Genomic DNA, 12824 nt, shown 5'->3' with positions numbered 1-12824 from the left:
AACACCGAGGGTCGCCAGATCGGCTGAGGCCTGCGCGGGGCACCTCACGCCTGGCGGCTCGCGAGCCGGCCGTAGGCCGTGGCGCAGACCCAGGCCACGGCGGCGAGGACGAGGAACGCGCCGTAGACCGCGCCGTACCCGACGACGGTGGCGAGGGCGGCGGCGGCGACGGGCGCCACCAGACCGGCGATCCCCCACCCGGTGAACACCAGCCCGTAGGTGGTCCCGAACCGTTCCGGCGGGACGACGTCGGAGGTGGCGGCCGGGGTGAGGGTCGAGAGCGCCCCGTACTGGGTGCCGAGCAGCAGCAGGGCGACCAGCGCGACCACGCCGGTCGCGCCGAGCGCGAGCGGCAGGCACGCGAGCACCAGCAGCGCGGAGTTCGCGTGCAGGGCCGCGCGGCGCCCGACGCGGTCGGACAGGGGTCCGGCGACGAGCCGGCCGGCGAAGTTGCCGACGTTGAGCAGCGCGACGGCCAGGGGCACCGCGGCGAGGTCCCCGGCGAGGTTGCCGGCCTGGGCGAAGGCGGCGAGGGCGGGGGCGCTGCCGAGCCCGAAGGCGAGCCAGAGCGCCACGACCGGTGCGGCCGGGCGTGAGCGTCGTCGGGGCTCGGGGTCGGGGCGGCTCGACGCCGGGCGCTCACCGGGGACGAGTGCGGCGGCGACGGCGAGCAGGACCCCGAGGGCGGCGGCCAGCACGCCGAAGGTCGCGCTGCGGCCGAACGCTTCCAGGAGCGCCGCGGCGATCGGGGCGAGGACGGCGGTGCCGGCGGCGTAGGCGCTGACGACGAGGCCGAGCGCGAGGCCGCGGCGGGTGGCGACGGTGCCGGCGACGCGGACGGCGGTGGCGTAGCCGAGTCCGGTGGAGCCGCCGACGAGGACGCCGAAGGTCAGGAACAGCACGAGCGCGGAGGGCGCGGCGGCGCTGCCGAGCAGACCGGCCACCACGCCGGCGAGGGCGACGAGCGCGAGCCGGCGGGGCGAGGTGGTGTCGGCGGCGCGTCCGCCGGCCAGGACCCCGAGCATGAAGGCGAGCAGCCCGACCGAGAACACGCCGGCCAGCAGCGCGTGGCCGGCGCGCAGGTCCCGGCCCAGGGACCCGGTGAACACGTCCCAGGCGAACAGGGGGCTGACCGCGAGGTCGAGCAGGACGGCGCCGGTGAGGGCGCGTCCCTTGCTGGCCGTTGCGGCGTCGGTGTCGGCCACGGGTCACATGGTGGCGGCGGGGACCAGCTCGGTCAGCAGCTCGCGGACGCGGCGGTCGATGTCGTCGCGGATGGGGCGGACGTCGTCGACGCCCTTGCCGGCGGGGTCGTCGAGCTGCCAGTCGAGATAGCGCTTGCCGGGGAAGACCGGGCAGGCGTCGCCGCAGCCCATGGTGATCACGACCTCGGCGGCGTCGACATCGTCGGTGGTGAGCTTGGTGGGGACTTCGTGGGAGAGGTCGATGCCGAGCTCGTCCATCACCTGGCGTACGGAGGGGTTGACCTCGTCGGCGGGGGCGGAGCCCGCGGAGCGGACCGCGACCTTCCCGGCTGCGTGGTGGGCGAGCAGCGCGGCGGCCATCTGCGAGCGACCGGCGTTGTGCACGCAGACGAACAGAACCTCGGGCACGTCAGGCACGGCGGGTCTCCTCGAGCGCGGGGTCGGATGGGGCGAACAGCCGGCGCCGCAGCCACAGGGACACGTAGACCAGGGCGACCAGGACGGGAACCTCGATCAGCGGTCCGACGACCCCGGCGAGGGCCTGACCGCTGGTGGCGCCCCAGGTGGCGATGGCGACGGCGATGGCGAGCTCGAAGTTGTTGCCCGCGGCGGTGAACGCCAGCGTGGTGGTGCGCCCGTAGCCCAGGCCGACCGCGCGGCCCAGGGCGTAGGACCCGGCCCACATCACCGCGAAGTAGATCAGCAGCGGCAGCGCGATCCGGACGACGTCGAGGGGCTGGGAGGTGATCGCGTCGCCCTGGAGGGCGAAGAGGATCACGATGGTGAACAGCAGCCCGTAGAGCGCGAACGGCCCGAGGCGGGGCAGGACGCGGGTCTCGTACCAGTCGCGGCCGCGGGCGCGTTCCCCGAGCCGGCGGGTGAGGTAGCCGGCCAGCAGCGGGATGCCCAGGAAGATCAGCACTGAGCGGACGATGGCCCACGGGGAGACGTCGAGGCCGGTGGTGGGCAGGCCGAGCCAGCCGGGCAGGACCGCGAGGTAGAACCACCCGAGGGCGCCGAAGGCGATCACCTGGAACACCGAGTTGAGGGCGACCAGGACCGCGGCGGCTTCGCGGTCGCCGCAGGCGAGGTCGTTCCAGATGACGACCATGGCGATGCAGCGGGCGAGCCCGACCACGATCAGCCCGGTGCGGTACTCGGGCAGGTCCGGCAGCAGCAGCCAGGCCAGCGCGAACATCAGTGCCGGCCCGATCAACCAGTTCAGCACCAGCGACGACACCAGCAGCCGCCGGTCGCCGGTGACGGTGTCGAGGCGGTCGTAGCGGACCTTCGCCAGCACGGGATACATCATCACCAGCAGCCCGAGCGCGATCGGCAGCGAGACGCCGTCGATGGCGACCGCGCCGAGGGCTTCGCCGAGCCCGGGGACCAGGCGCCCGGCCAGCAGGCCGACGGCCATCGCGGCGAGAATCCAGACCGGGAGCCACCGGTCGAGGGTGGAGAGCTTCGCGACGACACCGGCCTCGGTCTGATCGGTCGCGGTGTCGGTGGCCTCAGGGATGCTCACGCCTCGACCACCGGCAGCGCCTCGCGGCTGGCGGGCATCGCGGCGGGGCCGTCGGGGGCGGCGGGCACGAGGACCGCGGAGACCTGGGCGAGCAGGTCGGGGCGCACCCGGTAGTACACCCAGGTGCCGCGGCGCTCGCCCGTGATCAGCCCGGCCTCGCGCAGCACCTTGAGGTGATGGCTGATCGTCGGGCCGGACAGGTCGAACACGTCGGTCAGATCGCAGACGCAGGCCTCGCCGCCGGCGTGGGAGGCGATCAGCGAGAGCAGCCGCAGCCGCACCGGGTCACCCATCGCCTTGAACACCCGCGCCAGCTCGACCGACTGATCGGCGGTCAGCGGCTCACGGGCCAGCGGCTCGCAGCACCCCACGACCGCGGCGAGCTGGGCCAGCACCCGCTCCTGCGCCCCATCCTGCTTCGACATACGTCTACCTTGACATTCGTCTAACCAGGGTGCAACGTCTGATTCGACGGACGTCAAAACAGACGTCGGAGGAGTCGAAGGAGGACCACCATGTCCCGAGTGCAGCTCGCCCTGCGGGTCTCCGACCTGGAGGGCTCGATCCGCTTCTACAGCCGTCTCTTCGGCGTGGAGCCGGCCAAGCGCCGGACCGGCTACGCCAACTTCGCCGTGGCCGAGCCGCCGCTGAAGCTCGTGCTGCTCGAAGGCGAGCCCGACCGTCCCACGGTGATGGATCACCTCGGGGTCGAGGTCGAGTCGACCGACGAGGTCCACGAGGCCACCGCGCGCCTCTCGGAGCTGGGGCTGTTCACCCAGGTCGAGGACGACACCACCTGCTGCTACGCCCGCCAGGACAAGGTGTGGGTGCAAGGGCCCGGGCACGAGCCGTGGGAGGTCTACACCGTCAAGGAGGACTCCCCGGTCTACGGCACCGACGGGATCATCAGCACGATGCCCGACGACGCGGCCGCCGGTGCCGCCACCGGCCGGACCGCCTGCTGCGGGGTCACCGCCTGCTGCTCGCACGACGAGCAGGCCACCGAGCCCGGCGTGACCGTCACCGAGGCCAAGACCGCCGCCGGTTGCGGGTGCGTCGCCTGACCGGCGCCGGGCCACGGCCGGACCGATCGTCGGCACCGGGGTGACGCCGGTGGCCGCGACCCGCCGCGGACGTGGTCAGGCCGGTTCGTGGCCCAGCAGGGTGGCGCGGCGGTAGTACTCGTAGAGGCCGTCGAACAGCGGGTCGGTGTGGCCGAGCAGGGTGGGGTCGTCGCAGACCATGCCCAGCGCGCGGACGACGACGTCGACGCCGGGGGCCTCGGGGGCGTCGAAGCGTTCGTCGTCGAGGTCGGCCTCGTGGACGATCTCGGCGATGCGCCAGAGCACGGGGTCGGTGATCTCGTGGCGGCGGAGGATCGTCTCGAAGCTGCAGTCGCCGCCGTGGTGGGAGAGCTCGAACCCGCGCATGTCGAAGGCGGTGGCGTCGGCGGGCACGTCGGCGGGGTCGGTGACGAACACGAACTCGGCGTCGGGGTCGACCGCGCGGCGGATGAGCCACGCGCAGGCCACCCGGTCGATGTGCATGTGTGCGCGGGTCGCCCACCTCACGGGGCCGCCTCCTCGGTGTCGTGGGCGGTGGCGAGGGCGTCGACCGCGCGGCGCGCCTCCGCCCGTTCCGGGGGCGGGAAGTGGTCGCGGCGGCCGATCGTGCGCAGCTCGCTGCGCAACCGCCGGAGCGCGGTGGGCCCGCCGCCGTCGCGGGACGCGGCGCGTGCCCGCTCCGCCACCGCGCGGTACTCGGCCGCTCTCGCCCGGCTCATGCCCTCGGCCAGCTCGCGCTCGGCCCTGCGGTCGCCCGGGACGGCCTCCCACACGGTGGCGCTCCCGCCGTGCTCGACGACCTCGTCGGCGAGCCACTCCAGGTGCTCGCGGGTGCGGGCGTCGGCGGGCAGGGCGACCACGCCGTCGGCGAGCTGCGCGACCCCCAGGCGCTTGAGCTTGCGCCACACGGCCACCCGCGCCGTCGAGGGCTCGCGCGGGATGCGGTAGGTCAGCAGCACCCACGTCCCGGCGCCGTCACCACCCACGCCCGTCCTCCTCGGGCAGGCGGCGGGCCAGCCGGTCGCTGAGCCGCCAGGCGGCGAGGGCCCCGAGCAGGGTCACCACCGCGAAGGCCTGGACGGCGAGCGGCGCCACGAGCAGCAGCAGGCCCAGGACGAGGAGCCCGAGCGCGGGTCGACTCCGGAGGAGCATGTAACCACGGTTGCACAGCAATCGCGGTGGCGCCAGCCTTCGCCTCGACGTTCCCCGTCGTCACGGTCCGTGACAGATCACACGAACGGGCTGATATCGTCGCGTGCGTGACGGCCGGGTGCGCACGCAGCGCAGCAGCACGCCGGCATCGGGTGCGGTCCCTGGCGCTCGTGACCTCCTCGCTCGCGGTCGTCGCGGTCGCCGGCGCGTTCGACCTCCTCGCCGAGGAGCGACCGGAGAACACCCTGAGCCTGGTCCTGGTCGCTGCCGCCGTCGGAGCCCTGCGATGGCTGCTGCGCGGCCGGCTGCGCGGGATGTTCTTCCTGGTCAACATCGCCATGATCGTGCAGCCCGTCGCCCACGGCATGGGCAAGGTGACCCGGGCGACCGCCGAGATGCTCCCGCACGACCACGTGGTCCCCGACGAGCTCTCCGGGATCGCCCTCCAGCTCGCGGTGGCGCTGCTGGTGGTGGTCGTGGCCGGCAGCGAGCCGATCGTGGCGTTCGTGGCCTCGACCGTGCTCGCCGTCGCGGCCGGCGTCGCCCGCCTCCCCGTGGCCGAGACGAACAGGCCGGCGTCGGTCCCGGCGGGCCCCGAGCAGGCCCGGGCGCCGGCCGTCGGTGACGGCCTGACGCGGTGCCGGCCCCGGCGCGGTCCCCCGTACCCGGTCGGGCTCACCGCCTGACCTCGCGACCCGAGCACGTCTCGGGCCGCCGTCCGCCGCACGGCGCGGACAGGTCCCGGTGCACCCGCCTGCGCTGACCTCGTCCACCGGGCCCGTGACGGGCCACGCTCCCCCCTGAGGCGCACCGACCATGGCCACACCTCTCCCACGCCGATCGGTGACCCCCGTGGTCGCCCCTTCCCTGTCCATCCCGTCGCCCACTCCGCAGGGTGACGACGACCAGCTCAGCCGCTTGCGCGGACGGCCGGTCCTCGTCACCGGCGCCACCGGCTTCGTCGGCCGACACCTCTGCCGGCGCCTGCTCGACCTCGGCGCCGAGGTGCACGCTCTCTCCCGCTCCACCGGGTCGCACCTCGTCACGACGCCGGGGCTGACGTGGCACCGCGGCGACATGGTCGAGGCCGGCGGGTTCAGCGAGGTCGTCCAGCAGGTCCGCCCCGCCGCGATCTTCCACCTGGCCAGCCTCGTGCGGGGCCACCGAGAGAGCGCGCTCGCGCTGCCCATGCTCGACGCCAACACCCGCGCCGCGGTCGCCGTCATGACCGCGGCCCACGGCGTGCCCGGCTGCCGGGTGGTGCTCGCCGGCTCGATCGAGGAGCCCCGCGGCGACCAGGCCCCGGTCTCGCCCTACGCCGCGGCCAAGGGCGCCGCCACCGGCTACGCGCGGCTGTTCCACACCCAGTGGGACCTGCCGGTCACGGTGCTGCGCGTCGCCATGGTCTACGGCCCCGACCAGCCCGACGAGCGCAAGCTGGTGCCCTACGTGTGCTCCTGCCTGCTCGACGGCACGACGCCGGCGCTGAGCAGCGGCACCCGCCCGGTCGACTGGGTCTACGTCGAGGACGTGTGCGACGCCTTCGTCCGCGCCGCGACCGGACCCGACGCCGCCGGCCGCGTCCTCGACATCGGCTCGGGCCGCACGGCCACCATCGCCGAGGTGGTGCGCGCCCTCGCCGACATCGCCGGCTACACCGGGCCCCTGGGCTTCGGCGAGGCCGGCGACCGCCGCCACGACGTCGCCCACGTCGCCGACCCGGCACCGGCGAGCTACTACCTGGGATGGCGTGCGACCACCCCGCTGCGCGCCGGGCTCACCCGCACGCTGGCCTGGCACCGCGACCGGCGCAGCGGTCCGCCGCCGGAACCCGGGGGGAGCGGGGCGGTCCCGTCGGGGCACGGCGGCCGGGCGGTCCCGTGAGGTGATCGGGGACGGCCGCCGGCGGGGTGGCCCGTCCGGCGACGCCGTCCGGGCTCTGTCACGCTGCTCGAGACAGCGAACGAACTCACTGTCCCGAGCCCGGGACGGCGGTCGACCAGACGGCCGGGTGATGAGCAGCGCGAACAGCGGTCCCGGCGGCGGTGCGTCCCGGGTCGCCGGGAGGTCGCCCGTGTCCGACACCGCCGAGGGGCGAGCACTCCCGCCCGACGCGATCGCCAGTGCCACCACCATCCTCATGGCGCGCTACGACTGCTCCGAGGACGCCGCCACCGAGTTCCTCATCGACTGGTCGCTGCGGACCGGCGTCGGGCTCACCGACGTCGTCGCGTGGCTGCTCAAGGACGCGGCGGACACGCCACCCGCCGTCTAGGCGAACCGCGTGGGCGGTGGCGACGAACGCCCGGGCGCCGGTCGGCCGGTTCAGCAGTGCAGGCGGCCGCCCGGCTCTCCTCGCCGACCCCGGGGGTCGCTCACGGTGGGTCGCCCGACTTGACCCCGCAGTCATCACCGAGGACCGTGGGGACCACGTCGTCGGGTGTACAAGTCGCTCGTCGACAGTCCTGATCGCTCGGTGAGGCGCGGCCTGCTGGGACCGCGACCTCCACGGGATCGTCCTCCAGGTGCGTCCTCGAGCGCCGCCCGACGGTGCGTGGGCATGCGGTGCCGGATCGCGTGGCCACGGCTTCCCAGCGGACGGAGGCGGTCGGCATGACCGCAGACCCCCTGATCGCGCACCTGCGCCGCACCACCCGCGAGCTCAACGACCGTGCGGGCGTCCGCGACCACCTCGAGGCCCTCGAGCGCGTCATCTACAGCGCCGTCGCCACCGTCCCGGGCGCCTGCGCCGCCGGGCTCACGGTGGCCGACGACCGCTACCTCGACTTCGTGCGGGCCACGGACATCGCCGTGGTCGGCAAGCTCGACACCCTGCAGCGCGAGCTGGACGAGGGCCCGGCCTCGGTGGTGCTGAACGCGTGCCCGGAGGACGGCATCGCGACGGCCGACGACCTCGCCGGTGAGGACGCCGAACGCTGGCCGACGTTCGCCGCGCACGCCGTCGACGCCGGCCACCGATCGATGATCTCGGTCCTGCTCGAGGTCGACGGCGGCCCGCGCGCCGCGCTCAACCTCTACGGCACCGGGCCCGACACCTTCGACGCGTACGCCCGGCGCGCGGCCGGCGTCCTCGGGCTCACCGCCGGCATGCTCCTGCTCGCGGCCGAGAACGCCGAGCAGCTGCAGAAGGCCCTCGACAGCCGCGACGTCATCGGCCGCGCCAAGGGCGTCCTCATGGAGCGGTTCGACCTCGACCAGAACGGGGCCTTCGCGATGCTCCGCGAGGCGTCCCAGGAGACCAACATGAAGCTCGTCGACGTGGCCCGGTGGGTCGACGAGGAGCGGGCCGCGACCGGCGGCGAGGGCCAGGCGCGTGGGCTCCTGCGCAGCGCCTAGCGTCCGGTAGCCACGGCCGCCGGACGCCGTGCGACGGCCTCCGGCGTCAAAGCCCGGGAGGTTGCCCACCTCCCCGCGACCTGAACCGGACCGCGCCCGGATTCGGGGTCCTGAACCGATCCAAGTGGAGCTGCCCTGTTTTCCCTGCTCAGGGCTGGGGCACGCTGGTGTCGACAGGCCGCGTCGGGCTTCGGGGGCTCGATGGTCGGCCATCCGGAGGTCGGCCCCGCTCCTGGCGCTGGGGAGCAGCCAGGAGCGGGGCCTGACCCACATCCCGGTCCTCCTCTCGAGGGTGGACCCGATCGGGCCAGCGCATTCGATCGTGTGCGACCGATGGCGTCACCCGCCGGGCGGGCGGGTACAACGTTCCCGTGACGGTTGAGAACACAGGCGTCGCGCTCGCCCGGCAGGCGATGGAAGCCCTCCGGCGTCTCGACGCCGAAGGACGCACGCTCCGGCCGGACGGCGTCGACCATTTCACCTGGTCCGCGGACGTGCTCGACGAGCTCGCCCGGCTGGCGGAGACCCTCGGTCATGCGGTGGAGCACGTCTCCGGCGAACAGGCGTCCGGCGCCGAATCGCACGCGCAGGCGCTGGCGACCGCCATCGTGGCGCACCGCAACTCGCTGCTGCGGCACGGGCGGGGCGGACACCCCCCTCGTGACGGCGGTGACCGGCCGATCCCCCGGGTCATCGCCGACGAACCGCCCGGGGGTATCACACCGGTGGCGGTTGCGGGATAGACATCGCGTTATGGCGTGAATCGCAACGCGGGCACCACAACTCGCCCGTAACATGACTTGTGTCGGCCGCGCCCCCCTCGGCCGACCATGGTTCCGGGAGCGCATCCCCCCGCGCTCCCGGAACCCCCAAACTTCAGGCGGCGGTCGTGGCCAGCTGCTCGAGCACGAGGTCCGCGAGCCGTTCCGGCGTCTCGTCCGGGATCCAGTGGCTCACCCCGCTCAGCACCTCCAGCCGGTAGGGCCCGGTCACCCACCGCGGCGTCCCGTCGACGGCCGCCCGCGAGATGGCGACGTCGCCGTCGCTCCACACCAGCAGCGTCGGGACGCCGACCGTCAGCTGCAGGCCCTTGTGCTCCCAGAACGGCATCGCCCGGTACCAGTTGACCGCCCCGGTCAGCGCGGACCGCAGTCCGCCCTTGGCCGCCAGGGCCGCCTCGTCGCGCCGTGCCCGCTCGCGGCCCTGCCCGGCCCGGCGCAGAGCCGCCGCGAGCCCGCCCGGACGGCCGAGCAGCCGCTCCGGGGCCCCCGGGAGCTGGAAGAAGTACATGTACCAGGACAGCGCGCCCTGCCGGCTCGTCGCCATCGCCCGGACGAACGCGGCCGGGTGGGGCACGGAGACCGCGGTCAGCGTGCGGACCCGCTCGGGGTGCAGCGCGGCGAGGGCCCAGGCGACGACCGCGCCCCAGTCGTGGCCGACCACGTGCACGGTCTCGGCGCCCGCCGCGTCGGCGAGGGCGACGACGTCGTCGACCAGCTCCTCGACGCGGTAGGCCCGCCGGCCCTGCGGCCGCGCGCCGGGGGAGTAGCCGCGCTGGTCGGGCGCGAGCACCCGGTACCCCGCGTCGGCGAGACGGCGGGCGACGGGCTCCCAGCTCGCGGCCGTCTGCGGGAAGCCGTGCAGCAGCAGCACGGGCTCGCCGTGGCCCGGCCCCGAACCGGAGCCGCCGTACTCGGAGACGTCGAAGCGCAGCGCGCCTCGGGTGTAGGAGTCCACGGCCCGATCGTGCCGCGCCGCCGCCCGTTGCGTCGATCTTGTTGCGTACCGAATCCGGCCGGGAGCGCGACACTCCGTCGAAGTGGCCACCCCGCAGGGGAGGGTGGCGTTACGGTCGGTGCGCACCGCGTCCACCCACGGACGCGGCGCGGGGGCCGGGACGACGGGAGCGGCGCGAGCGCATGTCCAAAGGGTTGAAGCGGTTCCTGATCTTCGTCGTCGTGGCCGTGCTGCTCTTCTTCGTCATCTCCTCGCCCGAGGGCGCGGCCGACGTCGTCCGGTCGATCCTGGCGATCATCGGGGACGCGCTGTCCTCGATCGCCCAGTTCTTCCGGTCGCTGTTCTGACCTAGACGACCGCGAACTCCCCGGCCGCGTAGCGCTCGCGGAGCCGGTGCTTGACGAGCTTGCCGGTCGGCGTGCGGGGCAGGTCGTCGGTGAACACGAGGCGGCGGGGCGTCTTGTACCGCGCGATGCGCCCGCGGACGTGCTCGAGCAGCTCCTCGGCCAGCGCGTCCGACGGCTCGTGGCCCGGCGCCGGCGCCACGACGGCGAACACCGACTCGCCCATCTCGTCGTCGGGCACCCCGATGACCGCGACGTCGTACACCGCGTCGTGCAGGGTGAGGACGTCCTCGATCTCCTGCGGGTAGATGTTCACCCCGCCCGAAATGATCATGAAACTCTTGCGGTCGGTGAGGTAGAGGAAGCCGTCGCCGTCGAGGTAACCGAGGTCGCCGGTGGTCGTCCACGTCTCGTGCCCGGGGTGCTGGCTGCCCCGGGTCTTCTCGGGGTCGTTGTGGTAGCGGAACGGCACGGTGTCGCGCTCGAAGTAGACGGTGCCGACCTCGCCCGGGGCGAGCTCGCGGCCCTCGTCGTCGCAGATGTGGATCGTGCCCAGCCCTGCGAGCCCCACCGAGCCGGGGCGCTCGAGCCACTGCTGGGAGTTGATGAACGTGATCCCGTTGGCCTCGCTCGAGCTGTAGTACTCGTGGAGCACCGGGCCCCACCAGTCGATCATGGCCCGCTTCACCTCGACCGGGCACGGCGCCGCGGCGTGGATCGCGACGCGCAGCCTGGAGACGTCGTATCGGGCCTTCGTCTCCTCGGGCAGCTTGAGCATCCGCACGAACATCGTCGGCACCCACTGGCTGTGGGTCACGCGGTAGCGCTCGATCGCGGCCAGGGCCTGCTCCGGATCGAAGCGGTGCATCATCACGACGGTGCCGCCGGTCGACTGGATCGTCGCGCCGAAGCGCAGCGGCGCGGCGTGGTACACCGGCGCCGGCGAGAGGTAGACGGTGTCCTCGCCGAAGCCGTACATCGGCTTGAACACCGCGATGTAGAGGTCGCCCGGCTCGTCGATCTGGCGCTCGGGCAGGTTCGGCTTGATCCCCTTGGGTCGACCGGTGGTGCCGGAGCTGTAGAGCATGTCGCCGCCGCGCGGCTGGTCGGCCATCGGCTCGGCGCTCTGCGCGCCGACGACCTCGTCGTAGTCGCGGTGGCCCTCGACCGGCCCGCCGAAGGCGAGGCGCAGGGTGACGTCCGGGGTGGCGTCGGCGATCGCGGTGGCCAGGTCGGCCTTGGCGGCCGAGACGACGAGGGCGCGGGCGCCGCAGTCGGCGACGATGTAGGCGGCCTCGTCGGCGGAGAGGTGGTGGTTGACCGCCGTGACGAGCAGGCCGGCGCGCTGGGCGGCCCAGTAGACCTCGAAGACCCGCGGGTGGTTGTCCGAGAGCAGGGCGACGACGTCGCCGCGGCGCAGGCCGTGCTCGTGCAGGGTGCGCGCCAGGCGCACCGAGCCGTCCTCGAGCTCGCGGTAGGTCAGGCCCTCCCCGGTCTCGGCCATGATCACCGCGGGGCGGTCGGGATGGGTGGCGGCGAACGTCCCGGGATACATCGTCGTCTCCTCGGAGATCACGTCGGATCGGCCGCCGTAGAGTAGATTATGTTCTGTTCGAGCGGAACCGACCTCCGCGGGAGGACGACGCCGATGCCGACCGCGACCCGGCAGGCCTACTTCGACCAGGCGCTGCGCCTTCTCGCGCGCGAGGGCCGCAACGGCCTGCGCATCGGCAGGCTGTGCGCGGCCGTGGGCGTCACCAGCGGGTCCTTCTACCACCACTTCGGCAGCTGGGAGGGCTTCGTCGCCGCGCTGCTCGAGCACTGGGAGCGCGAGGAGGTCGGCCGGATCGTCGAGCTGGTCAACGCCGGCGACGACCCCGTCGAGCGCGTGACGCTGATGAAGCACCTCGCGCTGACGATCCCGCACGAGGCCGAGACGGCGATCCGTGCGTGGGCCACCGTCGACCCGACGGTCGAGGCGGCCCAGCGCGCGGTCGACCGGGGCCGGGTGCACGCGCTCGCCGACGTGCTCGCCCCCGTCGTCACCGACGCCCGGGCCCGCGAGCGCCTCGCCGCGCTGGGCATCGCGGTGCTCGCGGGGCACCAGCAGATCGCGGGCGTCGTCGACGTGGAGCTCTCGGCGCTGCTCGACGAGTTCGAGGTGGCCGTGCAGAGATACGCCGACGCCGCCTGGGAGTCCTCGGAGCGGGCCGTCGATCCGTGGCGCGTGGACGCGCGCGAGGACCGTTGATCGTGGGGGCTTTCCTCTCGTTGAACGTCAGCGTGGCCGCCAGGCTGAGACTCCCCGAGCCTCAGGCATCCCATGGGCTCCAGGGTCAAGCTGCAGATGCCTGACGGTGGGCCCATGCGGTGGTCTCGTCGTAGGGAGTTCGGGTCTTGAGGCAGCCGTGCAGTATGCCCACGAGGCGGTTGCCGA

The 12824-nt window shown here is 73.9% G+C and carries 17 protein-coding genes; 8 read left to right on the top strand and 9 right to left on the bottom strand.

From position 1 onward, the window contains the following. Positions 1 to 44: 44 nt before the first annotated feature. From ACFPK1_RS28085 to ACFPK1_RS28070, 4 genes are read right to left on the bottom strand one after another with little or no spacing between them, the layout of a single operon-like run. Positions 45 to 1205, bottom strand: coding sequence for an MFS transporter (locus ACFPK1_RS28085; protein WP_378024252.1), 1161 nt, complete (start codon positions 1203 to 1205; stop codon positions 45 to 47). Between the two features lie 3 nt (positions 1206 to 1208). Further along, entirely contained in the window at positions 1209 to 1622 is a 414-nt protein-coding gene (locus ACFPK1_RS28080; protein ID WP_378024251.1) for an arsenate reductase/protein-tyrosine-phosphatase family protein, read from the bottom strand. Further along, entirely contained in the window at positions 1615 to 2727 is a 1113-nt protein-coding gene (gene arsB, locus ACFPK1_RS28075; protein ID WP_378024343.1) for an ACR3 family arsenite efflux transporter, read from the bottom strand. The genes ACFPK1_RS28080 and arsB overlap by 8 nt, the downstream gene beginning before the upstream one ends. Before the next feature lie 2 nt (positions 2728 to 2729). Continuing rightward, complete coding sequence (locus ACFPK1_RS28070; protein ID WP_378024250.1) at positions 2730 to 3158, bottom strand: ArsR/SmtB family transcription factor; 429 nt, start codon at positions 3156 to 3158, stop codon at positions 2730 to 2732. A 90-nt stretch (positions 3159 to 3248) separates the two neighbouring features. Between ACFPK1_RS28070 and ACFPK1_RS28065 the strand changes: the two genes are divergently transcribed. After that, complete coding sequence (locus tag ACFPK1_RS28065) at positions 3249 to 3797, top strand: ArsI/CadI family heavy metal resistance metalloenzyme (protein ID WP_378024249.1); 549 nt, start codon at positions 3249 to 3251, stop codon at positions 3795 to 3797. A gap of 75 nt (positions 3798 to 3872) precedes the next feature. Here ACFPK1_RS28065 and ACFPK1_RS28060 read toward each other — a convergent pair whose 3' ends face one another. The 3 genes from ACFPK1_RS28060 to ACFPK1_RS28050 are packed head-to-tail and all read right to left on the bottom strand — an operon-like array spanning position 3873 to position 4949. Further along, positions 3873 to 4304 carry a chromate resistance protein ChrB domain-containing protein gene (locus tag ACFPK1_RS28060; RefSeq protein ID WP_378024248.1) on the bottom strand — a complete coding sequence of 144 codons (432 nt, stop codon included), beginning with the start codon at positions 4302 to 4304 and terminating at the stop codon, positions 3873 to 3875. Beyond that, positions 4301 to 4783 (bottom strand): Chromate resistance protein ChrB, encoded by a 483-nt coding sequence (locus ACFPK1_RS28055; RefSeq protein ID WP_378024247.1) that lies wholly within the window; start codon positions 4781 to 4783, stop codon positions 4301 to 4303. The genes ACFPK1_RS28060 and ACFPK1_RS28055 overlap by 4 nt, the downstream gene beginning before the upstream one ends. Continuing rightward, positions 4773 to 4949: a hypothetical protein gene (locus tag ACFPK1_RS28050; protein ID WP_378024246.1), complete on the bottom strand. Its 177-nt coding sequence runs from the start codon at positions 4947 to 4949 to the stop codon at positions 4773 to 4775. Before ACFPK1_RS28050 ends, ACFPK1_RS28055 begins: the two co-directional genes overlap by 11 nt. A gap of 170 nt (positions 4950 to 5119) precedes the next feature. Here ACFPK1_RS28050 and ACFPK1_RS28045 point away from each other — a divergent pair, with 170 nt between their 5' ends. The 5 genes from ACFPK1_RS28045 (at position 5120) to ACFPK1_RS28025 (ending at position 9049) form a co-directional block, all read left to right on the top strand. Continuing rightward, on the top strand, positions 5120 to 5635 hold the full coding sequence (locus ACFPK1_RS28045; protein WP_378024245.1) for a hypothetical protein: 516 nt from the start codon (positions 5120 to 5122) through the stop codon (positions 5633 to 5635). 166 nt (positions 5636 to 5801) lie between these two features. Next, positions 5802 to 6833, top strand: a complete 1032-nt coding sequence (locus ACFPK1_RS28040) for an NAD-dependent epimerase/dehydratase family protein (protein WP_378024244.1) — start codon at positions 5802 to 5804, stop codon at positions 6831 to 6833. 190 nt (positions 6834 to 7023) lie between these two features. Further along, complete coding sequence (locus ACFPK1_RS28035; RefSeq protein WP_378024243.1) at positions 7024 to 7224, top strand: ANTAR domain-containing protein; 201 nt, start codon at positions 7024 to 7026, stop codon at positions 7222 to 7224. Positions 7225 to 7562: 338 nt separating this feature from the next. Then, on the top strand, positions 7563 to 8306 hold the full coding sequence (locus ACFPK1_RS28030) for an ANTAR domain-containing protein (RefSeq protein ID WP_378024242.1): 744 nt from the start codon (positions 7563 to 7565) through the stop codon (positions 8304 to 8306). A 371-nt stretch (positions 8307 to 8677) separates the two neighbouring features. Continuing rightward, a complete protein-coding gene (locus tag ACFPK1_RS28025; RefSeq protein WP_378024241.1) occupies positions 8678 to 9049 on the top strand; it encodes a hypothetical protein in 372 nt (123 codons plus the stop codon). 133 nt (positions 9050 to 9182) lie between these two features. On the opposite strand, the gene ACFPK1_RS28020 is transcribed toward ACFPK1_RS28025, so the two are convergent. After that, entirely contained in the window at positions 9183 to 10043 is an 861-nt protein-coding gene (locus ACFPK1_RS28020; protein WP_378024240.1) for an alpha/beta fold hydrolase, read from the bottom strand. A gap of 182 nt (positions 10044 to 10225) precedes the next feature. Between ACFPK1_RS28020 and ACFPK1_RS28015 the strand changes: the two genes are divergently transcribed. After that, entirely contained in the window at positions 10226 to 10390 is a 165-nt protein-coding gene (locus ACFPK1_RS28015; protein WP_378024239.1) for a hypothetical protein, read from the top strand. Position 10391: 1 nt separating this feature from the next. On the opposite strand, the gene ACFPK1_RS28010 is transcribed toward ACFPK1_RS28015, so the two are convergent. Beyond that, the gene (locus ACFPK1_RS28010) at positions 10392 to 11942 is read right to left on the bottom strand and encodes an acyl-CoA synthetase (RefSeq protein WP_378024238.1); all 1551 of its coding nucleotides are present in this window, start codon (positions 11940 to 11942) and stop codon (positions 10392 to 10394) included. Positions 11943 to 12035: 93 nt separating this feature from the next. Here ACFPK1_RS28010 and ACFPK1_RS28005 point away from each other — a divergent pair, with 93 nt between their 5' ends. Then, positions 12036 to 12638, top strand: coding sequence for a TetR/AcrR family transcriptional regulator (locus ACFPK1_RS28005; RefSeq protein ID WP_378024237.1), 603 nt, complete (start codon positions 12036 to 12038; stop codon positions 12636 to 12638). Positions 12639 to 12824: the final 186 nt, after the last annotated feature.

The organism is Actinomycetospora rhizophila (assembly GCF_042657905.1).
GTDB lineage: Bacteria > Actinomycetota > Actinomycetes > Mycobacteriales > Pseudonocardiaceae > Actinomycetospora > Actinomycetospora rhizophila.
Note: the sequence above shows the minus strand (reverse complement) of the source record. Positions and strands in the feature narration are given on the sequence as shown.